The organism is Allomuricauda sp. CAU 1633 (genome assembly GCF_017313225.1).
In the GTDB taxonomy this organism is placed as follows: domain Bacteria; phylum Bacteroidota; class Bacteroidia; order Flavobacteriales; family Flavobacteriaceae; genus Flagellimonas.
This window is the reverse complement of sequence record NZ_JAFLNE010000010.1, coordinates 27,312-52,252: the sequence shown is the minus strand read 5'-3', so window position 1 is coordinate 52,252 and position 24,941 is coordinate 27,312. Positions and strand designations below refer to the sequence as shown.

The following is a 24,941-nucleotide window of genomic DNA, read 5'->3' as shown; positions in this document are numbered from 1 at the left end:
CCTTGTGCAAGAAGAAAATGGATGAACCTCTTAGATGAACCCTCTATTTTTTGCGGCAAGAATGAGCGCCAGGTCGTTTTCGTTTTCGGTACCAAAAAGCGTTTTTAAGTGGCGCTTTCTGTTTTCAATGGAGGAGGGCGAAAGCCGTATAAATTTTTCCAAATCCTTGTTTTTGGTACCCTTGGAAAGATGGTACAATATCTGCCGGTCCTTTTCATCCAAATCAATATCGCTGGACATTTTTTTACGAATGGCAACTAAGGCTTTTGAAGAATAGTAGGGTGGGTTTTGTACAATGGTCTTTACCGCATCTTCCAAGGTTTTTGGGTCAATATCCGTTTTTACCAAATACCCATCGGGGTCCACAGTTTTTAGGATACTGTTGATGCGATAATTGTCGCTAAAGGACGACATGTAGACAATTTTACTTTCAGGGACTATTTTACGGGCCAAAATCCCCAGATCTTCTCCCGTATACGGTTGATCTTCATTGGGCGCGAAAAGCTGGACATCCAAGAACAGGATATCGTATTTAAAGGAATTGGCGGAATTTTCAATGAGTTTTTTACCAGATTCATATGAATTGGCGGTATCTACGAGGATGGTGTAGCCGTCAAAAGCAATGCGTTCAAGTATAAATTTATACCCAAGCATCGTCATTTCATGATCATCTATGGCCAATATTCTAAGCGTACTCATAATTTGGTTTTATAGAAATAAGATTCAGGCGTTTAAAGCTTGTTTTTGTGCTACATCTTGTAGCGTATTTTCCAACCCAATATATGTACTGGGTATCGTTATCGTAATTGTGGTGCCCTTGCCCTTGACACTGTCAATGGAAAAAGCCCCTTTAATTTTTTTGACCCTTGATGTGATATTGCGTATGCCAATTCCCCGTTTTCCTTTATTGGCATCAAAACCAACTCCGTCGTCCGAAATGGTGAGTTTTAATTTTTCACCATTCATTCCAAATGCAATATCAATATGTTCGCACTGGGCGTGTTTCACACAATTTTTGAGTGCTTCCTGAACAATTCTGTAGGCATTTATTTTAATATCACCCAAGAGATTGTCCCAATTCACTTTATTGTCGTACGTAAAAGAACATGCAATTCCGGAAGACTTTTCAATACCGTTGATCAAATCTTCCAGTGATACAATAAAGTTATGAAATTTTTCATAAGACGCATGGTTCAGCTCATGCGAAATGGTTCGGATTTCTTCTTCCACTTCGCGTAAACGTTCAATAAGGTCGGCACGTTGCTCTACCGAAGCATCATCATCACGTTCGTTCAATCCGCTTAATATGAGCCTAATACCAAGCATTTCGCCCAAGATGCCATCGTGCAGTTCTTCCGAAATTCGTTTTTGCTCCAGTTGCTTGCCCTCTTCAAATTTACCTTGTTGGGAAAGCATAAGATTATAAATCTCATGGTTGCTTTCCTGTTGTCTTTGCCGGTATTTGAGCCTATTGTTGTTGATGTACTGGAACAGGATAATAATGATGGCCATACCAAATAGGATTAGCCCCAAAATGGTGCCCATCCAGATTTGTTTTTCTTGGTAGAGGATCTCATTTTCATGTATCACCTGATCGGTTTCCAAACGGATGCGCGCAAACTTGTCCCGCTTGGTGCGTTCTTCTTCCTGTATGGTCTCGTTAAGATCATAGTAGGCATCAGAGTAGGCCAGGGCATTCTCGCCATCCAATTTGGTAAGCAACCGCAGCACCTCGGTCAAGCGTTCGTTGTTGTAGGTTTCTTGGGCCAAGGCCCGCGACTCTTTGGCGTATTGGAGTGCTGTTGCGGTATCACCTTGCTCGGCCAAAAGCTCAGCGTAGTATTGTTTTGCCCTAGGTTGATCTACATCATGATTGATGCTATCATTTAATTTGATGGACTGGTTAAGCAGTGTTTTAGCCTTTTCAACATTTTGTTCGCCTTTATAAATGGAATAGGCTTGGCTCGTAAGGGCTAAGGAGTATAATTCTGGGTTATCTTTCTTTGTGGTCTTATCCTTGAGTAGTTTGTCAAAAACTTCTTCTGCACGAAGAAAATCTTCTTTTTGTGAAAGCTCGTGGGCAATGTTATACTGATTTTGCTGGATGAATTCCGATTGTTCTGACTCATCGAGTTCATTTATATAAGAACCAGCCTTTTTAAAGTTTTCTAGTGCTTTTTCACTGTCATCCATACCACTAGCGATAATGCCAAGTACATTGTAACAATTATAGGTTCTTTTTGCATCACCTAAATCATCAAATATTCTTAGCGCCGAAGTAATACTTGTTTCCGCACCCAAATAATCTTTATAGGAATCCTGTATTTTTCCCATACTATAAAGCATTCTTCCTCTAAGGGAATTGGATGTTGAGTCTGTGGAAAGCTGCTCAAAACTTTTTAGTGCTCTTTGATAGTGGTAAAAAGCACTGTCCAAAACACCATAAGAACGAAAGAAGGCAGCCATATCCCAATGGGAATCTCCCAAAGCATCATAGATTTCTGCTTTTTCGGCCAACTTCATCACCTGCTGATTGGTTTGTCTGAATTGCAGAGAATCTTCCAAATTTTTATACGCCAGAGAAATTTTGGAAAGTTGTTCAACACCAAGACTGTCATTGGCCAAGGTGAAGACCTTGTCTTTTGCTTGCTGCAGTAGATTCTTCCGCTCATCCATAGAAAAATCAGCACTGTCCCGTGCGGCCATAACCCAAGCATCAATCAATTGGGCCTCTGGGTCAACCGTAACCGCTTGCTTTTGGGGCTGCTTGCCACAGCCTAACAGAGCAATGAAAAGGGCAATAAGGAATTTCTTTTTCAATATTCAGTAGGTTATTGTTGAGTTACTCCTATTACAAGGTAACAAAAAAGCCCCAAATCTTGGTTGAAATGGGGCTGATTGTATTTTTGACATTTTAAATTATAATTCCCTGTCGTCATCGGAAAAGGACTTAAACTTATAGGATTTGCTTTGTACGCTATCCTGAAGATAAAGCCTTTTTTGGATTTCACTTTCCTTATAAGATAGTGCTGGTCCAGCAAAATCGTTTCCTTTGGTCTTGCAGGCTATTATAAAGAACATTATAAATAAAGAAGGGAAAATCTTATTCATTTAATTCTCGTATGACTTTTTTTGGCTGGAAAACCTCCTAGTTTTCGCGATCATCATCATTTGAAGACTTACCATCCGTAGACTCTTGGTCCATGGTTTGTAATAGGGCTTCGGTTTCTTGTACATCGGTTTCAGGTTCGCAAGAATACATTCCAACGGCCAATAGTGCTAGTGCGAAAATACTTAGTGCTCTTCTCATAATATTAGGTTTATGGTTTAATAAATAGGTTTATGCGGCTAAGATATTTAGCCGCATAAGGGAAGGGCACTTTGCAACAAATGTTTTAGTATATGGCACAATTCTGCTAGAATTCTGCCTAAAAGCGTTAGAATTTTGCTAATTAACGGCCTTTACCGCGGTTTTGGAGAGCATTTCCTTTAAGGCGTCTATCTTATCCTTATAGGTTTTGGAAAAGGGGAGTTCCTCTTCCCGATCATGGTTTAATGTGCAGATGGACTTCCCATAATTGATACGGGATACATACCTGCTGTTCAATATATAGCTCTGGTGTATACGTATAAAGCCTTTGGGAAGTTTGTCCTCAAAAGATTTTAAGGTTTTAAAGGCGCTGACCACATTACCATCGCGCATGTAGAAATCTGTAGTATTGTTATCGGATTTTAGATAGAGAATATCCTTGGTGTCCAAATACCGATAATCATTGTACGATTTTAAACAAATGGTAGAGGGCAAGTGATGTTTTGGATGCACTTTGCGAAGCCGCATAACGGTCTTACGAACATCAAATTCGTTATGCGGGAGTATCCAATAGTCGAAAAAGCCGCTTTTTATAGCGTTATAGGCAAATTTTTTGGTTTTGGAGTATCCTATAATAATAGGAAGTGAGGGCATGTATTGGTTCAACTCCGTAACCATTTGAAAGTAATCCATTCCATCTTCGCCAAGATTGATCAGCACCAAATCGGGATTAAACTTCAATATGGTGTTTAATCCTTCTGATGGATTGGTGGCCACACCTGCGCAGGTGAAATCTTCATACTCTTGCAAGTAGAGCTGTAATTGCAGCTTGGAGGCTGCACTGGAATCGATTATGGCGTAGGTGTAATCCATGTGCAATTTACTGATTGCAAGTTACTAACGCACCAAAAAAACTCATTGCAGTTTTCCCTTAAAAAAACTATGGGTTTCCCCTTGAAACGGTTCTTTTTCCTACAATTCTCCTTAAAAATTCGTTAAAAGCTAATTATCTGTAATGAATTCGTAGGCGCCAATGTCCGGATTTTGGGTTCTATCGGTTCCTAAAATATCAGTGGGAACGGTGAGGGAAGCATCGGGGTCGGCAAGGTCAATGGCAGCGGAGTTTTCATGTATGTTCAGTTGGTTTTTGGTTTGGTTTTTAAACTCAGGGTCTTGGTTGAACACTATGTTACGGTAAAAACTGCTATTATCAAAATTATAGAGAGGGTTTTCGACAACGGAATCATCGCTCAGATTGAACTTTATGAGGCAATTGCTGAAGTTAAAGTTGAAATCAGAAGCCGAGTCCTGCTCCAGCAAAAGTTCGGTAGAAACACTTCCAAAGATGATGCTGTTCACAAAATCAGCATACTCCAGAGATTCGGTAGTTCTATCTCCAGAAGGGAGAATTGCAAAATTTTTAAGTGAAAGGGCCAGACCGTTTCTAGGGCCCTTATTCCAATAATTGGCCAAAGTGCTATGGGTAAAGTTATATTTTCCACCCAGTTCCCCATAAAAAGATGAACCGCCTGCACTTCCCAAAACCGTATTTTCGGCAACAATATATGCTTCAGTACTCCATACATTGTGGTTTTGGCTATTGTAAATCTGACTATTGCGAATGGTAAGGGTAGGGGTGTCCAATGTTCCATCGCCCTCAATACGCAGACCTACGGTGGCATTTTTTAGGGTAAGATGGTTGATTTGATTGTTGCTGCTCCCTTCCCGAAACCAGATAGTGCCCCATTGTCCAGGCTGGTCGGCATACCCAGGCTCTAAGCGATCTCCCTCAAAGATGACTTCGTTTTCCAGGAGTTCTTGGTCTTCACTCAGGACACCATTTATGGAAAGTGATGCCCCGACATCTACCAAAATACCGGAATTTTTATGAAAATGGACGTGTGTTCCCGGTTGCATGGTCAATGTGCTCCCTTCTGGAACAGCGGCATACCCATAAATTACATAGGGTTTTTCGTTGGTGAAGAGCAACTCTTCTGGTTCCAAATAAAATCCTTCCACTGTAATTTCAACTCCATTTTCATCCATGCCCAATACCAAGGATTCTTTGGTGCCATCGGATAGGGTTCGGGGATAAAGAAAAACGGCATCCCTGACTAAAGTGACCAATTCCACCTTCTGAGTCAAAGGTCTCGTACCGAATAAAAGACTTTCAGTATGCAGAAATTCATTTTCTGGGATTTGGGAAACATCGAAAGTGGTTTCAATAAAAATGTACAGACTATCCTTGGCCAAAAGCGGCACATCATCGAATTCTTTTCCAGGTAGGCCATCAACATTCAATCGATAACTACTGTTTTGACCTGTCTCCAAACCTACATAAGGAATGTAAATGTCCTCGTCAGAACGATTATACACTTTTAAGGAGTAGGTGCTGCTTCCAATATTGGTAAAAACGGTGTCCAAAAAAACCGTGTCCTTGGAAAATTCCAAATTACCAGTGCTTGGGGTGTATTCAAAATCGTTGCGACAAGAGGCGGCCCCAATAACAAGAAGCACCCCCACTATTGCAATAGTCCATTTAATATACCAACGATTCAAGTTTATGTAAATAGGTTTTGAACGGACTCGGGTACACGTTTGGGACGAAACGTTTTTGCATCCAAAAGGCACCATTCCGTATGAGCATTAACCAAAAGTTGCCCTGTTTTATTGTCCTTGATCTCAACAACTCTTGTGGAAATAGGCCCCTTATTGCTCTTTATATAGGTGTTCATTTGAATGGTATCGCCCAACACAGCGGATTTGTGGTAGGAAATATTGTGGTTTTTCACCACCCAAACCATTTCTTTGCGAATTTCCTCGGTGGTGACCTCTTGCCAATGGTTTTTGGAAATTTCCTGAATCCATTCCACATAACGGACATTGTTTACGTGGTTCAGGTCGTCCAAGTCTTGCAATTGTACTTCAAAGGTTTCGGTGTAGGCTTGCATCAGTCCTTTTTACGGATTTTCACCTCAAACAACTTGTCCCAGTTCTTGCCGGTCACAAAGAGCGTTTCTTTTTCCTTGTTGTAGGCCACGCCGTTCAGTACCGAGTTGGTATCGTCCCATTCCGGTCCGCGGTTTACCTTGCTTTTCAATCCTCCGAAGTTTACCACACCTTCAATGGCGCCAGAGGTGGCGTCAATGATCATCATACTTTCCTTTTGGTAGACATTGGCGTAAATCTTTCCGTTTACGTATTCCAGTTCATTGGCTTTGTTAAAGATGGATTTATTGGTAACCGTCTCTATATGGCCTTGCTCTTGAAGGGTTTCAGGGTCCAAAAACCAGATTTTTTCCGTGCCGTCACTTTTGTACAGTTTTTCGCCATCGTTACAAAGGCCCCAGCCTTCCCGACTTTCACCATAGGTGAAGGTTTTTATTTGCTCCAGATTTTCGGGATTGTACACATAACCCATTCCACTTTGCCAAGTGAGTTGGTACAGTTGGTTGTTGAGAATGGTAATGCCCTCACCAAAAACCGTATTTTCCATGTCTATTTTTTGAAGAACCTCGCCGGTTTCATAATTGACTTTCCGAACTGTAGACGCTCCCCGTTTTCCTGTGCTCTCATAAAGCATCCCATTGTTGAACTCCAGCCCTTGGGTGTACGCTGTGGGGTCGTGCGGATAGGTGTTGATGATATCGTAGGTATAGATTTCTGGAGCGGATGGTGCTAAAAGCCGAAGTTTTTCCTCAATTTCTACAGGTTGGTCCTCAATATTGAATTTGGCAGTGAGGACTTTGCTTCCTAAAGTCGGCACATTTAGGACAAGTTTGCCATCTTCCAATGGAAGTTCTTGCCCATCCATATAATAATGGACTTCTGAAATTTCGATATCTTTTTTGTTTTTGAGGGTTACCCCAACTTTTTGGTTTTGCTGAGGATTTTTCTCTTCCAACTGAATTGAAAAATGCTTGGATGGGTCGGCTTCCCCTCCACAGCCCAGAAAGAAAAGTAAAAAGCCAGAAATGGAAAGCAGTTTTACCATGGTTTTTATGTCATGCTTCATGATGAATGATCCTTGATCTTCGAAATTAAGGATGAAATAGGATTGTAACAAATTTAAAAGGTCGTATATTTGCAGTTGGCAAGTCCTACACGACCAGCTCCTGTAGAATCCCCCAGGGCGGGAACGCAGCAAGGGTATACGGTCGTAGCGGTGCGATGTAGGTAGCTTGCCTTTTTTTGTTCCCTGAACTCAGCTAAAATGGATAAAAAAGTTGTTCTGATCACCGGTGGTTCTTCCGGCATTGGCAAATCCATTGGAACTTTTTTGACTTCCAAGGGGTACACAGTGTACGGCACTACACGAAATCCCCAGAATTACCCTGATTTTGACGCTTTTGAACTGGTTCAGTTGGATGTAAAGGATGTGCAAAGCATTGAAAAAGCAGTTTCCCATGTCATTTCCAAGGAAGGTCGGTTGGATGTATTGATCAATAATGCAGGAGTGGGCATTACGGGACCTATTGAAGAAACGCCACACGAAGAAATCCTTAATGTTTTTGAGACCAATTTTCACGGCCCAGTGCATGTGATGAAAGCTGTTCTGCCCCAAATGCGCAAGCAGGGTGGGGGAGCCATTGTAAACATTACCTCCATTGCTGGGTATATGGGATTGCCCTATAGAGGATTTTACTCGGCCACCAAAGGTGCCTTGGGCATATTGACCGAAGCCCTTAGAATGGAAACCAAAGATTTTGGCGTAAATATTACCAATGTGGCCCCCGGTGACTTTGTCACCAATATTGCAGCGGGACGATACCACGCCCCAGTTTTGGACGGGTCCCCTTATGAAGATAAATATGCCCAGACCATAGATGCCATCAACAATGATGTGGATAGTGGGGGTGACCCCATTAAAGTGGCAGAGGCCGTGTACAAAATCATCAACCAAAAACGACCCAAAGTCCACAATCCGGTTGGGGCTTTTTTACAAAAGTTTTCCCTTACCTTAAAGAAGATTTTACCCGATAAAGTCTACGAAAAGCTATTGATCAACCATTATAAGTTGTAGTTTTACACTTCTTAGTACTAATCAAATTGAAAATAAGAAAGCATGAAGTTTTTTATTGATACCGCAAACCTAGACCAAATAAAAGAGGCTCAGGAATTGGGGGTTTTAGATGGTGTTACCACCAACCCTTCACTTATGGCCAAAGAAGGCATTACAGGGAAGGACAATATTTTAAAACACTACGTGGACATCTGCAACATTGTTGATGGAGATGTTTCTGCTGAAGTTGTTGCCACCGATTTTGAAGGCATGGTAAGAGAAGGCGAGGAGTTGGCCGAATTGCACGAACAGATTGTAGTAAAGGTGCCCATGATCAAAGATGGTGTAAAGGCGCTTAAATATTTTTCAGATAAGGGTATCCGTACCAATTGTACCTTGGTTTTCTCTCCAGGGCAGGCCTTGTTGGCTGCTAAAGCGGGAGCTACCTATGTTTCTCCTTTTTTGGGTCGACTGGACGATATCTCCACAGATGGATTGAACCTAATCTCTGAAATCCGATTGATTTATGATAACTACGGGTTTGAAACACAGATTTTGGCTGCCTCCATCCGCCACACCATGCACGTGATCGATTGTGCCAAAATAGGCGCTGATGTTATGACGGGCCCACTTTCTTCTATTGATGGACTGTTAAAGCACCCATTAACGGATATTGGTCTGGCCAAATTCTTGGAAGATTATGCCAAAGGAAATTCCTAAAAAAACAGAAAGTAAATAGAAGAGGCCCTGAAAATTCAGTTTTTCAGGGTTTTTTTATTTATAACGAAGTGTAGAGGTCGGCAAAGGCATCAACAATGACAGTGTCCTTGGTAATGATACACTTGTTGAGCTTGTCTATGATCATGGCCATTTGTATTTCCTTAAAGTTTTCGCCATGAAATTGGGTATTCTTGTCCAACTTATATTCCTCCACTAGAAGTTGCCATTGCGGATAGCTGGTCTTGAGATTGATGCCCACAAAATTGTGGTCAGGGTATTTCTTTTTTAGTTTTTCTACATGCTGCATATTGCTTCTAAACGGCTTCTGCTGAGAAGCGGTCCAAAAGTAGAAAACAGTATTCTTCTTTCTCCCGACAATTTCTTTGAGGGAGATATTTTGGTTGTTGATATCCTTCAATATAAAATTGGGAAGGGATTGGTTGGGCTGCAGATGTCGTATTCCTTTGTATAGATGATCTATTTCCTCTTTATGCTGCTCGTTGGAGGAGAGTTTATTGAACTTATCAATAAATAGCTGACACTCTTGACTTGGATTGTGTTCTTTCAGCAAATAATCCACTGCAATGTTCCTGAACAAAATATCCCTGATTTCCGTTTCGGCCACCAAACTGTCCACCAAATACAATTTGTGTTTATTAAAGTGTAGACGATCATTCACCGCCTCGTGGTCACCTCCGCAATCTTTTAGACAGGACATATAGGAAATATTCCCAAAATGCCATTTCATAAAATCGAAATAGGGTCTAAAATAGGTAAGGTCTCTATTGTTGAAATCTATATTTTTTCGGTAATCATAGAAAGATTCATCTAAATCGTGAATGGTTTCCTCGCCGGTCTTTCGCTTGTGATAGAACGGGTATTTTTCTTTTGTAATATAGCTGTTGTAATCTATGGTTGCCTTGGCCATGTTCAATGCTCGTTCCGAAAGCTGGTTGTCCACTACCAAATCATTGAGGTGGTTGATCTTTATGGCTCGCAATGAATCTATTTTTTGGCTAAAGGCTTCTGGATCTAAAGGGTAGTATTCATAAATCTGCGGTTCTTCGTTCTCATAAGCCAAAAACATTTCCACCAAAAAATTGTTCACCTCGCTTCCAGTTCCGGAAAAGACCAAGGATTCATCAAACTCAACAGTGTTCAATCGAGCCAAAAGACTATCACCCTCTTGTAGGTAAATATATTGGAGTTCTGGAGCATGATCAAAATGGTATAACCCCTCGTCAATCCCTTGTAGATTAAAGGAAAAGCGATTGTTGTCATCTAGTCTTACCGAGTCGATGTAGGCATCATTTCGGTAAAGGACAACGTAGTCATTAGTAGGGTTGACAATCTCACCGCCAAAGAAAACAGAAGCACATTCTCCGTTCTTCTTTGCACAACCAAAAGTTGACAATAAAGTGAGGCCGAGTAAAAATCTAACCATATAGGGAACCATACATTTATCAAACAAAATTAAGGATACCTGTTAGCTGAGCTTGTTAATGGGTAGTTAAATGTTGTAAAACTGTGTTTTTGTGGCGTTTAATAATATGCTCTTAAATTGGAAATACGGATAGGTTTTAGCTACTTTTGCAAAAAATAATAGTTGCATGTTATCAGTATCCAATTTATCCGTACAGTTTGGAAAACGCGTATTGTTTGATGAGGTAAACGTATCCTTTACCGATGGGAATTGCTATGGTATCATTGGGGCCAATGGCGCAGGGAAATCCACTTTTTTAAAGATTTTATCCGGCCAACAGGACCAAACCTCGGGACATGTTCATCTTGAACCGGGCAAACGAATGTCCATTTTGGAGCAGAACCACAATGCGTATGATGAATTTCCTGTATTGGAGTCTGTGGTGATGGGAAACAAGCCTTTGTACAAGATTAAAAAGCAGATTGATGCCCTTTATGCCGACTATACGGACGAGAATGCAGAGAAAATTGGAGAGCTGCAGGTTGAGTTTGAGGAAATGAACGGTTGGAATGCCGATAGTGATGCGGCGGCGCTTTTATCAAACTTGGGCATTACTGAGGATTTGCACTATACCTCCATGGCCGATATGGACTCCAAATTAAAGGTAAGGGTGTTGTTGGCCCAGGCCTTGTTTGGCAACCCAGATGTATTGATTATGGATGAGCCTACCAACGATTTGGACTACGAGACCATCAATTGGTTGGAAAACTTTTTGGCCAATTATGACAATACTGTAATTGTGGTGTCGCACGATAGGCACTTTTTGGATGCCGTGTGTACCAGCATTGCCGATATCGATTTTGGAAAAATCAACCTGTACTCAGGAAATTATACATTCTGGTATGAAAGTAGCCAATTAGCAGCCCGTCAGAGAGCGCAACAGAATAAGAAAGCTGAAGAAAAGGCCAAAGAACTCAATGAATTTATTCAACGTTTTAGCGCCAACGTGGCCAAAAGCAAGCAAGCTACTTCCCGAAAGAAGATGTTGGATAAATTGAAGGTCGAGGACATTAAACCCTCAAGCAGAAGATATCCGGCCATTATTTTTGACCGCGAACGTGAAGCGGGAGACCAGATTCTTAATGTGGAGAAACTTTCCGCCACTTCCGAAGATGGTGATGTTTTGTTCCAAAATGTGAACATCAACTTGGCAAAAGGTGATAAAGTGGCCATTCTTTCCAAGGACTCTAGGGCTACAACGGCATTTTATGACATCATTGCCGGAAAGACCAAGGCTGATTCGGGTTCCTATCAGTGGGGGGTGACCACCACCCAGTCCTATTTGCCAGCGGATAACTCGGACTTTTTTAAAGATGACATCAACTTGGTGGACTGGCTACGCCAATGGGCCAAGACTGAAGAGGAACGCGAAGAGGTGTACATCCGTGGATTTTTGGGAAAAATGTTGTTCAGTGGGGAAGAGGCCTTGAAGAAATGTACGGTACTATCCGGAGGAGAAAAAGTAAGGTGCATGTTGAGCCGTATGATGATGCTTCGCGCCAACGTTTTATTGTTAGATGAACCAACCAACCACTTGGATTTGGAAAGCATCACCGCCTTCAACAATTCCTTGAAAAACTTTAAGGGAACAGTGCTATTGACCACGCATGACCATGAGTTTGTACATACCGTTGCCAATAGGATCATTGAATTGACTCCGAAGGGCACCATTGACCGTTACTTGACCTTTGACGACTATATGTCTGATAAGTCCATTAAGGAGCAACGGGAAAAAATGTACGCCGTTACGGTCTAGGCATTAAAATATTTGCTGTTCCAAATAGTAGGATTAAAGTTCTTGCCCAAAGCAAATCCGTAGAAGATAACTACGGAGGCCATGCATTTGAACATAAAAAAGAAGATAATCCAAAACTCGGCAGTGCTGTTGTTTTTTGAAAACAGGCCGTTGGGTACCATCAGCGTTACCAAATAGCTGATCAGGACTACGAGCAAGGTGAGGTTGACCATATTTTTAAAAGGCCATGCCAAAAACTTGCGAAGCGGGTGCAAGTCATTGCCCCATTTGTGAATCAGATAAAAATAGTCATTGCCGATGGGTGCAAAGAGGAGGGGGTCGTCCTTGTCCTCCAATTTAAAGAGTTTGGAGGGTGCCATAATTTTGTATCCTTCTATTTTGGTTTGATGGATTGCCTCGAGTTGTTTTATTTTGGAAAGGGCACTTTGCGGAATCGTACCCTTAAAATAGGAGCTGTTCAAAAATCGTAGCCGGTAATCAATACAGATTTCCTTGATTTGGTCTATGTGGAAGATTTTATCGGTATCCAAAAGGTCAAAAATAAAATCATTGGAGTTTGATGTGTTTTTTGAGATGAGTTCCTTGGAAATTTTCTCATTTTTCAACGTGTCATTCCGCAGAATTTCCCGGACTTCTTTTAAAATTTGCTCCTCTTTTTTCTGTTTGTCCCTGATTCTTTGGAGCTTATCCTCAATGTCTGTTCCTTTAAAAAGCATACCTGTTTTCTTAGCAATTCATTCAAAGTTAAGCAATTGAGAAATTGATTGTGGAAGGGGGTTGAAAAAACCTCACGTTAACATTTCGTTAAATCAAATTTGAAGCTAAAAAAAGAGCTCTCGTTCTAGGAAAAAAATGTATCTTATCGAAGTTTTTGACCGTTAATCGTAAAACCACAATAATTGATAACCGCCCAAATCTGAGAACCAACCCATGAAAGCCCCCCTTCCTAGAATTTTGCTTTGCCTTCTTTTTATTGCCAGCACATCAATATATTCGCAAAGTACCGGTTCATCCAGTCCTTCCATAGCTCAAAATACAATAGGCTCGGATCACCATAAAATTCTTTCTGCCGCTGTTAAAGCCACAGAGTTGGATGCCGTTCTTGAGAACGCAGGGCCTTTCACGATTTTTGCACCTTCAGATGCTGCTTTTGAACGGTTTTCAAGTGAAAAGATTACACAACTCATCAATTCACAAGACAAAAGTGAATTAAAGTCATTGGTGGCCTATCATATTGTTGCAGGGCATTTAACGGCCTCCCGAATTCTTAGAGCCATGTGCAGGGGCAACGGCAAAGCCAGTTTCACTACCATTCAAGGAAAAAAATTATTGGCACATTTGGATGGCTATGACATCGTTTTAACCGATCCCATGGGAAATACAGCCCGAATCACTACGGCGGATGTCAATCAAAAAAATACGGTCATTCACGAAATTGACAGTGTGATTCTTCCCGCCCAAATGTAAATCTAACGTAGTTCCGCTCCTAATTCTTTTTGATACTGGGCCAGCAGCTTGCCCATTATTTTATCGATTTGCTTATCCGTTAAGGTTTTGTTTTCGTCCATCAGCGTAAAACTAACCGCATAAGATTTTTTCCCTTTGGGTAGATTTTTTCCAGTATAGACATCAAATAAATTCACCTTTTTCAAAAGCTTTTTCTCTGTGTTCCAAGCAATGTCGTACACTTTTTGGAACGAGGCCGAATCATCCAACAAAAGTGCAAAATCCCGCGTTACCTCTGGGAACTTAGGAATATCTTGGAAAGCTACGTTTTGGGTGCTTACCAATGACAAAATGGAATCCCAATGGAAATCAGCGAACAGGACGTCCTGTTTAATGTCAAACTTCTTTAAAATGGCCTTGCTCACTAATCCATACGAAGCCAAAGGGGTTCCGTTCTTGCCGCATGAAAGTCCTTCTGAATAATTGGAATCTGAGTAAGGTGCTGTTTCAATATCTTTCAAGCCCAATCGTTCAAACAAGTTTTCAACGATACCTTTAAGAAAGAAGAAATCCGTTTTCTTTGATGCCATGGCCCAACTATCATCTGCTCTGTCTCCAGAAATGAATAACGATAAATGTCGTTTCTCAAGGTTTTCTCCGTTGGATTTATGGTAGGTTTTACCGAATTCAAAAAATTTGAGATTGTTCTTCTGTCTGTTGTGGTTAAAACTTACCGTCTGCAACCCAGAGAGCAACATGGAAGTTCGTAAAACCGATAGGTCAGCACTTAGAGGATTCAACATTTTTATAGCTTCATCTTCATTGCCAATGCCTTCTGTTTCTGCCGCGACCAAACTATTGGTCATGATTTCATAGAAGCCTTGGGCAGCCAGCATATTCCCAACCACATCTTGAATTTTGTGGTTTTCAAATCGGGATGTTTTGGCAATCGAAGCCGTGAGCTTCTCTTTATAATCGATATTGTTGTACCCATAGACCCTCAAAATCTCTTCGATGACATCCACTTCTCGGGTCACATCCACACGATAGGTGGGAATGGTGAGACCAAGACCGGATTCTGTTACATTGTTGATTCGGATTTCCAAGGAAGACAATATGGACTTAATGGTATCTCTGGGAATTTCCTGCCCAATCAAGGAGTTTATTTTGTCAAACGTCAGGAACACCTGTCGGTCTTGCGGTTTTTTGGGATAGAGGTCCACCAATTCTGAACTAATATAACCTCCTGCGATCTCTCGGATGAGAAGCGCAGCTCTTTTTAAGGCATATTCCGTCATATTAATGTCAATACCACGCTCAAAACGGAACGATGCATCGGTATTGAGTCCATGTCTTTTAGCTGTTTTTCGGATGGAAACGGGGTCAAAATAGGCGCTTTCCAAGAAAATGGCAGAGGTGTGCTCTGTTACTCCCGAATGAATCCCACCAAAAACACCAGCAATGCACATGGGCTTTTCTGTGTCACAGATCATAAGGTCATCCTCATGAAGCTCACGTTCCACTTCATCCAAAGTTTTAAATTTTGTGCCCGCAGGAAGGGTTTTCACCTCAATTTTATTGCCTTTGATTTTTGAAGCATCAAAAGCATGTAAAGGCTGACCCAATTCGTGAAGCACGTAATTGGTCACATCTACCACATTATTAATGGGAGACAGGCCAATAGCTTTTAATCGATTTTTTAACCAATCGGGTGAATCCTGAATAATAAGGTTGCTGATGGTGACACCGCAATATCTTGGGGCAAGTTTACTGTCCTTAACCTCAACATCGATTTTCAAAGAACGGTTGTCAATGGAAAAATTGCTGGTGGACGGAGTCACCAACTCTTTTTGAATCTCTTTTTGCTCCAGCCCGGCCTTAAGGTCGCGCGCTACTCCAAAATGACTCATGGCATCTGCGCGATTGGGTGTGAGCCCAATTTCAAAAACCTCGTCATTCTCTATTTCAAAGACTTTGGAACAAGGGGTGCCGGGTTCAAGAGCTTCGTTCAGCACCATAATACCGTCATGGCTCTCACCCAGACCCAATTCATCCTCGGCACAGATCATACCTTGACTTTCCTCTCCTCGAATCTTTCCTTTCTTAATCTGCCAAGCTTCCCCTTCTTTGGTATACAGTGTGGTACCAATAGTGGCTACCGGAACCTTTTGACCTGCGGCCACATTGGGAGCCCCGCAAACAATCTGTAGATTGGTTTCCTGACCCACATCAACAGTAGTTAATTTTAAGCGATCCGCGTTGGGGTGTTGTTCACAGGTAAGTACATGCCCTACCACAATTCCCTTCAATCCACCTTTCACAGATTCAAAACTGGAAATGCCCTCAACCTCAAGACCTAGGTCTGTCAATAATTCCCCGGTTTTCTGTGCATCCCAATCAATCTGCAAAAACTGCTTCAACCAGTTGTAAGAAATCTTCATACCCCAATTTTAGAGTCGACAAATATAAAACAATGGGTGGACAGATTCAACGTAAATAGTGTTCATAAGTCGGATAGAGTTGTAAGTTTTGAGTTGGATTTCCTACATTTAGGAAAAATCTTTCAAGGTATGAGGAGAATTTGTGTGCTGTTGGCCGCTGTTACACTGTTTATTACATCCTGTAAAAAGGCAGGGGATCAAAAGCTGGCTTTAGGGGATTGGTTGGGAAAATTGGAAGTTTCGGAATCTCAATTACTCCCGTTTAATTTTACACTTTCCATGGATGAAAATGGGAAATACATGATGGAAATGCGCAATGGAGAAGAAGTAATCCATGTGGATGAAATTAAAATCAATGGGGATTCCCTTTATATCCGCATGCCGATTTTTGAGGGACACTTTTCCGGTACGTTCACCGAAACTAGAATGCAGGGTGATTTTATTGAAGAAGGTAAGGAGCGTTCGGTGCCCTTTACTGCGTTTCACGGAATAAAGGACAGATTTGAGGTGGATAAAGACGCCACAGTGAATATTTCAGGGATTTGGGAAGCCTATTTTGATGTGAATACCCAAAACGAATACCCAGCCAAAGGTATTTTTATGCAAAACGGCAACAAGGTTAAGGGTACTTTTCGGACCAAAACAGGGGATTATCGGTATTTGGATGGGGTTGTTACAGGTGATAGTCTAAAACTATCCGCGTTTGATGGCTCGCATGTATTTCTTTTTATGGCCCAGGTCACCGATAGTACTTTGGATGGTACGTTTTACTCTGGCAGACATGCGGTTCAAGAATTTTTGGGAGCTCGTAACGAAGCCTTTGAACTCCCCGATGTGGATTCACTTACCTATTTAAGGGAGGGGTACGATACATTCAATTTTACCTTTCCTGACACTTCGGGCAAAATGGTGAGCCTTTCAGACCCACAATTCAAAGGAAAGCCTGTTTTGGTACAGATTATGGGAACTTGGTGCACCAATTGCTTGGACGAAACCCGTTTCTATGTCGATTTCTTGGAAAAAAATCCACAATTGGACGTGAAATTGGTGGCTTTGGCCTTTGAATATGCCAAAACCCAAGAAAAAGCGTTTGAGGGCATAACACGACTCAAGGATAGGACTGGGGCGGACTATCCCATTCTTTTGGCCCAATATGGTACATCGAACAAACAAAAAGCCAATGAAAAGTTACCTATGTTGAATCACATTTTGTCGTATCCCACTACCATCTATATTGATAGAAATGGAGCAGTGAAAAAAATACATACAGGCTTCAATGGTCCGGCAACGGGTGAAAAGTACGAGCAGTTCAAAAAACAGTTTGCTGAAACCATTCGAGAGCTAGCCCAAGAAGAATCTAAAATTTCAGCCGATTAAATAATCGTGGATTTCCCTAAATCGATGTTTTCATCGTTCATGTTGAAATCATCCTCAATATCCACAATGTTGTGTGCGATAAAATCACCCACTTGATTGGTCCCATATTGACTTTTAGGTTTCAAATCAGGAGTAACAATTCCCTTCTTCAAGGCTTTATCAACAGCTTTTTTAATGGCAAGGGCCTCTTCTGCAAGATCAAAATGCTCCAATAACATGGCTGCAGATAAGATGGAAGCAATAGGGTTTGCGATATCTTTTCCAGCTCCCTGAGGAAATGAACCGTGAATGGGTTCAAACAAGGCATTCTCCTCTCCAACCGAAGCTGAGGCCAACAATCCAATGGAACCGCCAATGACACTACCTTCATCCGAAATGATATCCCCAAACATATTTTCGGTAAGAATTACATCAAACTGACTAGGGTTTAAAATGATTTGCATAGCCGCATTATCCACAAAAAGGAAATCCAAGGCAACTTCAGGATAACTTTCCCCAATTTTGGTTACCACCTTCCGCCACAATCGAGAAGATTCCAACACATTGGCTTTGTCTACCAAAGTGAGCTTCTTTTTTCTATTTTTTGCAGCTTTGAAGGCCAAATGGGTAATTCGGCTTATTTCTCCTTCGGAATATTCGCAAAGGTCGGAAGCCACAGTACCTTCTTCATTTAATTTTTTTTCGCCAAAATAGATGCCGCCTGTCAATTCCCGATAAATGACAAAATCGGTACCGGAGATAATTTCCTTTTTTAAAGGAGATCTGTCGAATAGGGCTGGGTGTGCCAAAACAGGTCTAATGTTGGCAAACAGCCCCAACTCTTTTCGTAACTTCAACAAACCCTGTTCGGGTCGAACTTTGGCACTCGGGTCATTGTCATATTTTGGGTGTCCGATAGCTCCAAACAATACCGCATCGGATTCTTTGCATAGTTTCAGTGTATGGTCGGGTAGGGGGGTACCCTTTTTTTGTATGGCGATGGCACCCACAGGTGCTTCTTTGTAAACAAAATGATGGTTGAACGTTTCCTCAACCGCTTGCAAACATTTCACTGCCTGGGCCAACACCTCGGGTCCTATACCATCTCCAGGAAGCAAAGCAATGTTCAAATTCATTTGGCACAACTTTGATTAGAATTCAAAAATGGAAAGTTAAGCGATACTTTGGATACTGATATTACTGGTTTCCACAATCTGGTGGATATCTTCGTCCAGTATTTCTTTTTTGACATCGGCAAACTTCAAGAAATTTTCATAGACGACATCAAGTTGTATTTTGGTAAGCTCGTACCCCACTTTCTTGGCTCGGTAGGCCAATGCAGCTCTACCACTTCGTGCAGTCAATACAATGGATGATTCATTGACACCAACGTCTTTTGGGTCCATAATTTCGTATGTCTCCCGTTGTTTAATGACCCCATCTTGGTGAATTCCAGAGCTATGCGCAAAAGCATTGGCGCCTACGATGGCCTTATTGGGCTGCACGGGCATTCCCATTTTTTGGGAAACCATTCGGCTTGTATCCCAAAGCAATTTACTATTTACACCGGTATCCAAATTTAGATAGGGGTGTTGTCTTAGAATCATTACCACTTCCTCCAAAGAGGTGTTTCCGGCACGCTCACCAATTCCGTTTATAGTACACTCAATCTGTCGAGCACCATTGATTACCCCGGCAATGGAGTTGGCGGTAGCCAATCCCAAATCGTTATGGCAATGACAGGAAAGAATGGCTTTATCGATACCTTTCACGTTTTCCTTTAAGTATTTCATCTTGGCACCGTATTCCTCGGGCAAGCAGTATCCGGTGGTATCTGGAATATTGAGCACGGTGGCCCCGGCTTTCACAACGGCTTCGCAAACCTGTGCCAAAAATTCATTGTCCGTACGTCCAGCATCTTCGGCATAAAACTCAACATCCTCCACAAAAGTCTTTGCATAGGCAACGGCGTCAACGGCACGTTCTATGATTTTTTCACGGGTGGAGTTAAATTTAAACTTGATGTGGGAATCCGATGTTCCAATTCCGGTATGTATTCGTGGTTTGTTTGCTTTCTTGATGGCCTCGGCGGCCACTTCAATATCTTTTTTCACGGCGCGGGTAAGTCCGCAGACCGTTGCATTTTTGACCAACTTTGAAATTTCTTCCACAGACTTAAAGTCACCAGGACTGGAAATAGGGAAGCCAGCTTCAATCACATCCACGCCCAAATCATCCAGACGTTTGGCAATCACTAATTTTTGCTCCGTGTCCAACTTACATCCAGGAACTTGTTCTCCGTCTCTCAGTGTCGTATCAAAAATTTGTACCTTATCTTTACCCATTATTTTTGTCTGTTTCTTCTAAGTACTACGAAAATAGAGAAGGATAAGGGAAGAATAAAAAAGGCCTGCAAACCTTTACAACGTTAAATTGTATTCGCTGTAATTTAATTTACTGAAATACAAATAGTTAAATTATATTTTTTACGATGACAAATGCCAGTAAGGACGCATTGTTCGTTTTGATTAAATCGCTTTCCAAGTCGGAAAAACGCCAATTTAAGCTGTATGTGGGCCGTTTGGGGGTCAATACGGATGCAAAATTTTTGGCACTTTTTAATCTTTTGGATAAGCTCCGTACATATGATGAACGTCAAATTTTGGAGAGCGGCATTGTAAAAAAGGCACAACTTTCCAACCTAAAGGCTCATTTGTACAAGCAAATTTTGGTGAGTCTTCGGTTGAATCCCGTGAACCAAAATGCAAGGGTGCAAATTCGGGAGCAGTTGGATTTTGCCACTATTCTCTACCAAAAAGGGCTTTACAAGCAGAGTTTGAAAATTTTAGACAAGGCCAAAACCTTTGCTATTGAACATGAAGAAAAGAATGTGGCCTACGAAATTGTGGAACTGGAAAAAGTCATTGAGACCCAATATATTACCCGAAGTATCCCGGATAGGGCCGATGAATTGGCTGTGCAGGCCAAGGAACTCTCTGCCTTAAATGTGATGGCAAGCAAACTCTCAAACCTTTCGCTGCAATTGTATGGAATGATGCTGAAAGTGGGCTATGTTCGCAATGATGAAGATTTGCAAAAAGTAAAATCTTATTTTGAGGCCCATTTGCCAGCCTATGAGTTGGAGAAACTAGGTTTTCGAGAGAAACTTTGGCTGTACAAAGCCCATTTGTGGTACAGTTTATTGATTCAAGACTTTTTGTCAGCCTACAAATATGCCAGTAAATGGGTAGACCTTTTTTATGAAAACGAAGAGATGATTCCCTTGAACCCAGTTTTCTTTTTAAAGGGCAATCATTATCTCTTGGAGTCACTCTTCTTCGTAAAATATGCTTCACAGTTCAGGGAGACGTTGGATCGTTTGGAAAGACAGGTGGAAAATTCCAGTTTTCCACAGAATGACAACATTGCTTCCTTGGCGTTTTTGTACATCAACTCCAATAAACTGAACCTTCATTTCTTGGAAGGAACTTTTGATAAGGGGCTATATTTGGTTAACATCATCGAATATGGCATCAAAAAGCATCGAGAACGGATAGATGAGCACCACATTATGCTGCTTTATTATAAAATTGCCTGTCTGTATTTTGGAAATGGTGACAACAAAAATTGTATTGTTTATCTAAAGAAAATCATTTCCAACAAAAATCTAAAAATGCGCGAAGATTTGATGTGCTTCGCAAGGGTGTTGAGCTTGGTGGCCCATTATGAGGCCGGCATGGACTACCATCTGGAAGTTCAACTTAAAAGTACCTATAAATTCTTGCTGAAAATGAACGACTTACATGCCGTTCAAAAAGAGATGATCAAATTTTTGAGAGGCTTGGGCGAAATCTATCCACACGAGCTTAAAAATGAGTTTCAGAAACTTTACAACGAATTAAAGAAGTACGAAAACCATCCCTACGAAAAACGGGCATTTTTGTATTTGGATATTCTATCTTGGCTGGAAAGTCACCTTGAAAATAAACCCGTAGGTCAGATTATCCGCGAAAAAGCACTTGCGGTTACCCGTTAAAGACAGGCATTCCAAACAGGATCTTCCGGTGGCGGAGCCACAAAGGTCATGATTTCCTTTTGCACGGGATGTTCCAATTCCAAACTTCGAGCGTGCAAGTGGATGCCTCCGTCTTTGTTGCTTCGATCAGCTCCGTACTTCAAATCACCTTTAATATGACATCCCATAGCTGCCAATTGTGCTCGGATTTGGTGATGTCGGCCCGTTTTCAAGTCGATTTCCAAGAGGTAGTAGTTATCCAGCTTTTTTAGGAAATGATACTCCAAAACTGCTTTTTTACTGTTGGGCACCTCCTTGTCATGCGCATAGGACTTGTTCTGCTTTGGATTACGAACCAACCAATGGGTCAAAGTTTCCTTTTGGTTTCTAGGCGCTTTTTGAACCACTGCCCAATAGACTTTTTTGGTATTCCCTTCGGAAAACAACTTGTTGAGTCGGGGAAGGGCTTTTGAGGTTTTGGCAAATAACACAATCCCTGAAGTGGGCCTATCCAAACGGTGCACTACGCCCAAATACACATTGCCGGGCTTATTGTACTTTTCTTTGAGGTATTGTTTTACCACTTCACTCAATGGAGCGTCGCCGGTTTTATCTCCTTGGACAATATCGCCCACCCGCTTGTTGACCACAATGAGGTGATTGTCCTCGTAAAGGACCTGAAGGTTGAAGGGGGTGGATTTTTCAGATTTCAAAATATGGTTTCTGCAATAATTTTGGCTGCGGCATGACTGCCTTTAGGGGATGGATGAAAATTGTCAGGACCATAGTACGAGAAATCCCCCGTGTCGGTAAAATACTGTTTCCAAAATTCACCTACAGGAGCCAACAAGGATTTGTTTATACTTGCTGCATCTTTGTAATTGGTAATGACACCATTGAACGTATGGTAGTATGTTCTAGATGGCCATACCATAAAAAAAACCAATTCCGAACCGTTTTGGTCACAAAGCGTCTTGAATTTTTCACCATATTCGATAAGTACTTCCCTGCCATAAGGTTGGGATGACGGCCCTTGCTGAATGATTACAAAGTCATAGTTGTTGTTACTGATACGTTCTTGAACATTTCCATCATTCCAATGGTCTATAATGGCATAGTTGGGCAAGGCCAACATTTCGGTTTTAAGATTGATTTGCTGATATGCGGCTTCTTCTTTAACCATTTTTGGAAGGTCATTGGTATAGGTAAGGCTGTTGCCCACAAAAAGCACTTTTAAAGTTTCCGAAAAAATGGGATCTTCTTCGTCAGTGTCAGAAGAATCATCATTTGTGGGTTCTTGCTCTTCGGGAGGGGTAACTTCTTGATCTACGGCATCATTGACAACTTCACCATTGGACATCTCTTCGGTTCCACATGCAAAAAGCAATGCAGCCATTGTCAAAAAAAACGTGAAACCAAATTTTTTGAGAATCATACCCTATGAATTTAATCAATATTGCTCATTTTCGTTAGGGAAATCCCTACTTTTTACATCATCCACATATTGGGATATGGCTGCACTCATTTCATCATACAGATTCATATACCTTCTGAGGAACCTTGGATGAAATTCGTGCGTCATGCCCAACAAATCGTGAACCACCAATACTTGGCCATCCACACCATTGCCAGCGCCAATACCAATAACCGGGATGGAGACACTTTCGGCCACTTCTTGAGCCAGTTTTGCTGGTATTTTTTCCAAAACAATGCCAAAGCAGCCCAATTCCTCCAACAATTTGGCATCGGATTTCAATTTTTCGGCTTCTTCCTCTTCTTTGGCGCGAACGGTGTAGGTTCCAAATTTATAAATGGATTGGGGAGTGAGCCCCAAATGCCCCATTACGGGAATACCCGCTTGGAGAATTCGGCTGACAGATTCTTTGATTTCGGTGCCGCCTTCTACTTTTATGGCGTGGGCGCCACTTTCCTTCATAATTCGGATTGCGGAACGAAGCGCCTCTTTAGAATCACTCTGGTAACTCCCAAAAGGAATATCCACAATCACCAAAGCCCTTTTGGCCGCCCGAACCACGGAACTTGCATGGTAGATCATTTGATCCAAAGTAATGGGAAGAGTGGTTTCATGCCCCGCAATAACATTACTCGCAGAATCCCCTACCAAAATTACGTCTACATTGGCGGCATCCACAATTTTGGCCATGGAGTAATCATAAGAGGTAAGCATAGAGATTTTCTCACCGCTTTGCTTCATTTCAATCAGGGATTTCACCGTGACCCTTTTGTATTCTTTTTTGGCAACAGACATTTGGTTCAGTTTTATGAGCTAAATGTAAGCAGATTTGTTTAATTTGGGCTTCAATCAAAAAACTACAGTATCATGAGAATTGTATTCAGTTTCGCATTTTTTTGTCTTGCGTTGACCGCAACATACGCGCAAGGACCCAATCCACCTGAAATGGATGCCCAACAAAAGGTAAAACAGGTCATTGAAACCTTTTTTGATGGCTTCCACAAGCAAGATTCCAGTATCATCAAGAAAACGCTTATAGATAAGGTAGTGCTTCAAACTACTGGGAGAGACCTTGAGGGTAAAACCCGATTTAGAGAAGAGAACTTGTCAGAAGTATTAGCATCTATTTACAGTATTCCAGATAGTATCAAATTTCAAGAGAAACTCACTTCATTTTCCATTCAAGTGGACCGAACCATGGCTAATGCTTGGGTAGGGTATGAGTTTTGGTTGAATGACGAATTCAGTCACTGCGGCATCAATTCGTTCCAATTGGTGGATTTTGATGGGGAATGGAAAATAATTTACCTCATTGATACTAGAGGAAAAGCAGGTTGTATGGAGGAGTAGACTACTGCTTTCAGGAGAATTCCATTTAGGATTTATAGGTATTGAAATAAAGATTCAGCTTTTCTTTCAACTGGGTATGGCTTAAGGCCAAACCGTTAGCAGAAATATTGAATGGTGAGTTGTAATTTTCAACATTGTATTTCATCAATTGTCTCCTAAGGGCATTCTCTTCTTTTTCCACCCAAGAAGTAGGATTTTCAACGTTTATGATTATGATTTTGGTGCCGTGGATGTTAATTTCATTAAATCCAAGAATTTTATTCCATCCAATAAAATCACTCATAGATTTACTGGGATCTACATTTAAACCTTTCGGGCTAATAATCAGCATGAGACGATTAGCAATCAACCCTTTTATTCCCGCATAGATACCCAATCCAAAAAAGAGAATGGAGACCACTCCGATACCTCTGATCAGCAATGGGCTTTTTCGCAAAGAATCGGAAAGTGAGTTGGCTTCAAGCACAAACCATATGCCCAAACCAACAAAAATCAAAGACCCTATCAATAACAAAAAGGACTTTTTCTTACTGCTGAATATTTCTATGCTTTCCATAAAATTGAAGTTAAATAGTGGAAGTAGAACGA

General features: G+C 41.4%; 24 protein-coding genes and 1 other RNA gene. 8 read left to right on the top strand and 17 right to left on the bottom strand.

Annotation, left to right across the window (positions count from 1 at the left end; genetic code table 11):
• Positions 1–30: 30 nt before the first annotated feature.
• The 8 genes from J0X14_RS17845 to J0X14_RS17810 all read right to left on the bottom strand — a co-directional run bounded on the left by J0X14_RS17845 (position 31) and on the right by J0X14_RS17810 (position 7,325).
• Positions 31–699 carry a response regulator transcription factor gene (locus tag J0X14_RS17845; protein WP_207099185.1) on the bottom strand — a complete coding sequence of 223 codons (669 nt, stop codon included), beginning with the start codon at positions 697–699 and terminating at the stop codon, positions 31–33.
• 24 nt (positions 700–723) lie between these two features.
• Positions 724–2,820 carry an ATP-binding protein gene (locus J0X14_RS17840; RefSeq protein WP_207099184.1) on the bottom strand — a complete coding sequence of 699 codons (2,097 nt, stop codon included), beginning with the start codon at positions 2,818–2,820 and terminating at the stop codon, positions 724–726.
• A 99-nt stretch (positions 2,821–2,919) separates the two neighbouring features.
• Entirely contained in the window at positions 2,920–3,111 is a 192-nt protein-coding gene (locus J0X14_RS17835; RefSeq protein WP_207099183.1) for a hypothetical protein, read from the bottom strand.
• A 37-nt stretch (positions 3,112–3,148) separates the two neighbouring features.
• Positions 3,149–3,310, bottom strand: a complete 162-nt coding sequence (locus J0X14_RS17830) for a hypothetical protein (RefSeq protein WP_207099182.1) — start codon at positions 3,308–3,310, stop codon at positions 3,149–3,151.
• Between the two features lie 138 nt (positions 3,311–3,448).
• A complete protein-coding gene (locus J0X14_RS17825; RefSeq protein ID WP_207099181.1) occupies positions 3,449–4,183 on the bottom strand; it encodes a LytR/AlgR family response regulator transcription factor in 735 nt (244 codons plus the stop codon).
• A gap of 129 nt (positions 4,184–4,312) precedes the next feature.
• Positions 4,313–5,869, bottom strand: a complete 1,557-nt coding sequence (locus J0X14_RS17820) for a choice-of-anchor Q domain-containing protein (RefSeq protein WP_242528093.1) — start codon at positions 5,867–5,869, stop codon at positions 4,313–4,315.
• Positions 5,870–5,871: 2 nt separating this feature from the next.
• Positions 5,872–6,261: an acyl-CoA thioesterase gene (locus tag J0X14_RS17815; RefSeq protein ID WP_207099180.1), complete on the bottom strand. Its 390-nt coding sequence runs from the start codon at positions 6,259–6,261 to the stop codon at positions 5,872–5,874.
• Positions 6,261–7,325 carry a glutaminyl-peptide cyclotransferase gene (locus tag J0X14_RS17810; protein WP_242528092.1) on the bottom strand — a complete coding sequence of 355 codons (1,065 nt, stop codon included), beginning with the start codon at positions 7,323–7,325 and terminating at the stop codon, positions 6,261–6,263. The genes J0X14_RS17815 and J0X14_RS17810 overlap by 1 nt, the downstream gene beginning before the upstream one ends.
• A gap of 76 nt (positions 7,326–7,401) precedes the next feature.
• Between J0X14_RS17810 and ffs the strand changes: the two genes are divergently transcribed.
• The 3 genes from ffs (at position 7,402) to fsa (ending at position 9,032) form a co-directional block, all read left to right on the top strand.
• An RNA gene (ffs, locus tag J0X14_RS17805) (signal recognition particle sRNA small type) lies at positions 7,402–7,500 on the top strand.
• 23 nt (positions 7,501–7,523) lie between these two features.
• On the top strand, positions 7,524–8,333 hold the full coding sequence (locus J0X14_RS17800; RefSeq protein WP_207099179.1) for an SDR family oxidoreductase: 810 nt from the start codon (positions 7,524–7,526) through the stop codon (positions 8,331–8,333).
• 42 nt (positions 8,334–8,375) lie between these two features.
• Positions 8,376–9,032, top strand: coding sequence for a fructose-6-phosphate aldolase (gene fsa, locus J0X14_RS17795; RefSeq protein WP_207099178.1), 657 nt, complete (start codon positions 8,376–8,378; stop codon positions 9,030–9,032).
• A 58-nt stretch (positions 9,033–9,090) separates the two neighbouring features.
• On the opposite strand, the gene J0X14_RS17790 is transcribed toward fsa, so the two are convergent.
• A complete protein-coding gene (locus tag J0X14_RS17790; RefSeq protein ID WP_242528091.1) occupies positions 9,091–10,476 on the bottom strand; it encodes a TlpA family protein disulfide reductase in 1,386 nt (461 codons plus the stop codon).
• A gap of 166 nt (positions 10,477–10,642) precedes the next feature.
• Here J0X14_RS17790 and J0X14_RS17785 point away from each other — a divergent pair, with 166 nt between their 5' ends.
• Positions 10,643–12,271: an ABC-F family ATP-binding cassette domain-containing protein gene (locus tag J0X14_RS17785; protein ID WP_207099176.1), complete on the top strand. Its 1,629-nt coding sequence runs from the start codon at positions 10,643–10,645 to the stop codon at positions 12,269–12,271.
• Here the strand turns inward: J0X14_RS17785 and J0X14_RS17780 are convergent.
• On the bottom strand, positions 12,268–12,987 hold the full coding sequence (locus J0X14_RS17780; RefSeq protein WP_207099175.1) for a hypothetical protein: 720 nt from the start codon (positions 12,985–12,987) through the stop codon (positions 12,268–12,270). The genes J0X14_RS17785 and J0X14_RS17780 overlap by 4 nt on opposite strands.
• A 214-nt stretch (positions 12,988–13,201) precedes the next feature.
• Between J0X14_RS17780 and J0X14_RS17775 the strand changes: the two genes are divergently transcribed.
• Complete coding sequence (locus J0X14_RS17775; protein ID WP_207099174.1) at positions 13,202–13,738, top strand: fasciclin domain-containing protein; 537 nt, start codon at positions 13,202–13,204, stop codon at positions 13,736–13,738.
• Positions 13,739–13,740: 2 nt separating this feature from the next.
• Here J0X14_RS17775 and pheT read toward each other — a convergent pair whose 3' ends face one another.
• Entirely contained in the window at positions 13,741–16,158 is a 2,418-nt protein-coding gene (pheT, locus tag J0X14_RS17770; protein ID WP_207099173.1) for a phenylalanine--tRNA ligase subunit beta, read from the bottom strand.
• A gap of 129 nt (positions 16,159–16,287) precedes the next feature.
• Between pheT and J0X14_RS17765 the strand changes: the two genes are divergently transcribed.
• Positions 16,288–17,535 carry a peroxiredoxin family protein gene (locus tag J0X14_RS17765; RefSeq protein ID WP_207099172.1) on the top strand — a complete coding sequence of 416 codons (1,248 nt, stop codon included), beginning with the start codon at positions 16,288–16,290 and terminating at the stop codon, positions 17,533–17,535.
• On the opposite strand, the gene leuB is transcribed toward J0X14_RS17765, so the two are convergent.
• Entirely contained in the window at positions 17,532–18,650 is a 1,119-nt protein-coding gene (gene leuB, locus J0X14_RS17760) for a 3-isopropylmalate dehydrogenase (protein ID WP_207099171.1), read from the bottom strand. The genes J0X14_RS17765 and leuB overlap by 4 nt on opposite strands.
• Before the next feature lie 36 nt (positions 18,651–18,686).
• Positions 18,687–19,859 (bottom strand): 2-isopropylmalate synthase, encoded by a 1,173-nt coding sequence (locus J0X14_RS17755; RefSeq protein WP_207099170.1) that lies wholly within the window; start codon positions 19,857–19,859, stop codon positions 18,687–18,689.
• Between the two features lie 146 nt (positions 19,860–20,005).
• Between J0X14_RS17755 and J0X14_RS17750 the strand changes: the two genes are divergently transcribed.
• Positions 20,006–21,550 carry a hypothetical protein gene (locus tag J0X14_RS17750; protein ID WP_207099169.1) on the top strand — a complete coding sequence of 515 codons (1,545 nt, stop codon included), beginning with the start codon at positions 20,006–20,008 and terminating at the stop codon, positions 21,548–21,550.
• Here the strand turns inward: J0X14_RS17750 and J0X14_RS17745 are convergent.
• The 3 genes from J0X14_RS17745 to panB are packed head-to-tail and all read right to left on the bottom strand — an operon-like array spanning position 21,547 to position 23,798.
• Positions 21,547–22,245 carry an RluA family pseudouridine synthase gene (locus J0X14_RS17745; protein WP_410548710.1) on the bottom strand — a complete coding sequence of 233 codons (699 nt, stop codon included), beginning with the start codon at positions 22,243–22,245 and terminating at the stop codon, positions 21,547–21,549. The two genes, J0X14_RS17750 and J0X14_RS17745, sit on opposite strands and share 4 nt — an antisense overlap.
• Complete coding sequence (locus tag J0X14_RS17740; protein ID WP_207099167.1) at positions 22,239–22,964, bottom strand: SGNH/GDSL hydrolase family protein; 726 nt, start codon at positions 22,962–22,964, stop codon at positions 22,239–22,241. The genes J0X14_RS17745 and J0X14_RS17740 overlap by 7 nt, the downstream gene beginning before the upstream one ends.
• 15 nt (positions 22,965–22,979) lie before the next feature.
• Positions 22,980–23,798 (bottom strand): 3-methyl-2-oxobutanoate hydroxymethyltransferase, encoded by an 819-nt coding sequence (gene panB / locus J0X14_RS17735; RefSeq protein ID WP_207099166.1) that lies wholly within the window; start codon positions 23,796–23,798, stop codon positions 22,980–22,982.
• A gap of 72 nt (positions 23,799–23,870) precedes the next feature.
• On the opposite strand from panB, the gene J0X14_RS17730 reads away from it, so the two are divergent.
• On the top strand, positions 23,871–24,353 hold the full coding sequence (locus tag J0X14_RS17730) for a nuclear transport factor 2 family protein (RefSeq protein ID WP_207099165.1): 483 nt from the start codon (positions 23,871–23,873) through the stop codon (positions 24,351–24,353).
• A gap of 25 nt (positions 24,354–24,378) precedes the next feature.
• On the opposite strand, the gene J0X14_RS17725 is transcribed toward J0X14_RS17730, so the two are convergent.
• On the bottom strand, positions 24,379–24,909 hold the full coding sequence (locus J0X14_RS17725; RefSeq protein WP_207099164.1) for an STM3941 family protein: 531 nt from the start codon (positions 24,907–24,909) through the stop codon (positions 24,379–24,381).
• Between the last annotated feature and the right edge of the window lie 32 nt (positions 24,910–24,941).

What these genes read in the sequence shown, in the direction of transcription:
- J0X14_RS17845 (WP_207099185.1), bottom strand. Translation starts at nt 699, where the DNA reads ATGAGTACGCTTAGAATATTGGCCATAGATGATCATGAAATGACGATG.
- J0X14_RS17835 (WP_207099183.1), bottom strand. Translation starts at nt 3,111, where the DNA reads ATGAATAAGATTTTCCCTTCTTTATTTATAATGTTCTTTATAATAGCC.
- J0X14_RS17830 (WP_207099182.1), bottom strand. Translation starts at nt 3,310, where the DNA reads ATGAGAAGAGCACTAAGTATTTTCGCACTAGCACTATTGGCCGTTGGA.
- J0X14_RS17825 (WP_207099181.1), bottom strand. Translation starts at nt 4,183, where the DNA reads ATGGATTACACCTACGCCATAATCGATTCCAGTGCAGCCTCCAAGCTG.
- J0X14_RS17815 (WP_207099180.1), bottom strand. Translation starts at nt 6,261, where the DNA reads ATGCAAGCCTACACCGAAACCTTTGAAGTACAATTGCAAGACTTGGAC.
- J0X14_RS17810 (WP_242528092.1), bottom strand. Translation starts at nt 7,325, where the DNA reads ATGAAGCATGACATAAAAACCATGGTAAAACTGCTTTCCATTTCTGGC.
- J0X14_RS17800 (WP_207099179.1), top strand. Translation starts at nt 7,524, where the DNA reads ATGGATAAAAAAGTTGTTCTGATCACCGGTGGTTCTTCCGGCATTGGC.
- fsa (WP_207099178.1), top strand. Translation starts at nt 8,376, where the DNA reads ATGAAGTTTTTTATTGATACCGCAAACCTAGACCAAATAAAAGAGGCT.
- J0X14_RS17790 (WP_242528091.1), bottom strand. Translation starts at nt 10,476, where the DNA reads ATGGTTAGATTTTTACTCGGCCTCACTTTATTGTCAACTTTTGGTTGT.
- J0X14_RS17785 (WP_207099176.1), top strand. Translation starts at nt 10,643, where the DNA reads ATGTTATCAGTATCCAATTTATCCGTACAGTTTGGAAAACGCGTATTG.
- J0X14_RS17780 (WP_207099175.1), bottom strand. Translation starts at nt 12,987, where the DNA reads ATGCTTTTTAAAGGAACAGACATTGAGGATAAGCTCCAAAGAATCAGG.
- J0X14_RS17775 (WP_207099174.1), top strand. Translation starts at nt 13,202, where the DNA reads ATGAAAGCCCCCCTTCCTAGAATTTTGCTTTGCCTTCTTTTTATTGCC.
- pheT (WP_207099173.1), bottom strand. Translation starts at nt 16,158, where the DNA reads ATGAAGATTTCTTACAACTGGTTGAAGCAGTTTTTGCAGATTGATTGG.
- J0X14_RS17765 (WP_207099172.1), top strand. Translation starts at nt 16,288, where the DNA reads ATGAGGAGAATTTGTGTGCTGTTGGCCGCTGTTACACTGTTTATTACA.
- leuB (WP_207099171.1), bottom strand. Translation starts at nt 18,650, where the DNA reads ATGAATTTGAACATTGCTTTGCTTCCTGGAGATGGTATAGGACCCGAG.
- J0X14_RS17755 (WP_207099170.1), bottom strand. Translation starts at nt 19,859, where the DNA reads ATGGGTAAAGATAAGGTACAAATTTTTGATACGACACTGAGAGACGGA.
- J0X14_RS17750 (WP_207099169.1), top strand. Translation starts at nt 20,006, where the DNA reads ATGACAAATGCCAGTAAGGACGCATTGTTCGTTTTGATTAAATCGCTT.
- J0X14_RS17740 (WP_207099167.1), bottom strand. Translation starts at nt 22,964, where the DNA reads ATGATTCTCAAAAAATTTGGTTTCACGTTTTTTTTGACAATGGCTGCA.
- panB (WP_207099166.1), bottom strand. Translation starts at nt 23,798, where the DNA reads ATGTCTGTTGCCAAAAAAGAATACAAAAGGGTCACGGTGAAATCCCTG.
- J0X14_RS17730 (WP_207099165.1), top strand. Translation starts at nt 23,871, where the DNA reads ATGAGAATTGTATTCAGTTTCGCATTTTTTTGTCTTGCGTTGACCGCA.
- J0X14_RS17725 (WP_207099164.1), bottom strand. Translation starts at nt 24,909, where the DNA reads ATGGAAAGCATAGAAATATTCAGCAGTAAGAAAAAGTCCTTTTTGTTA.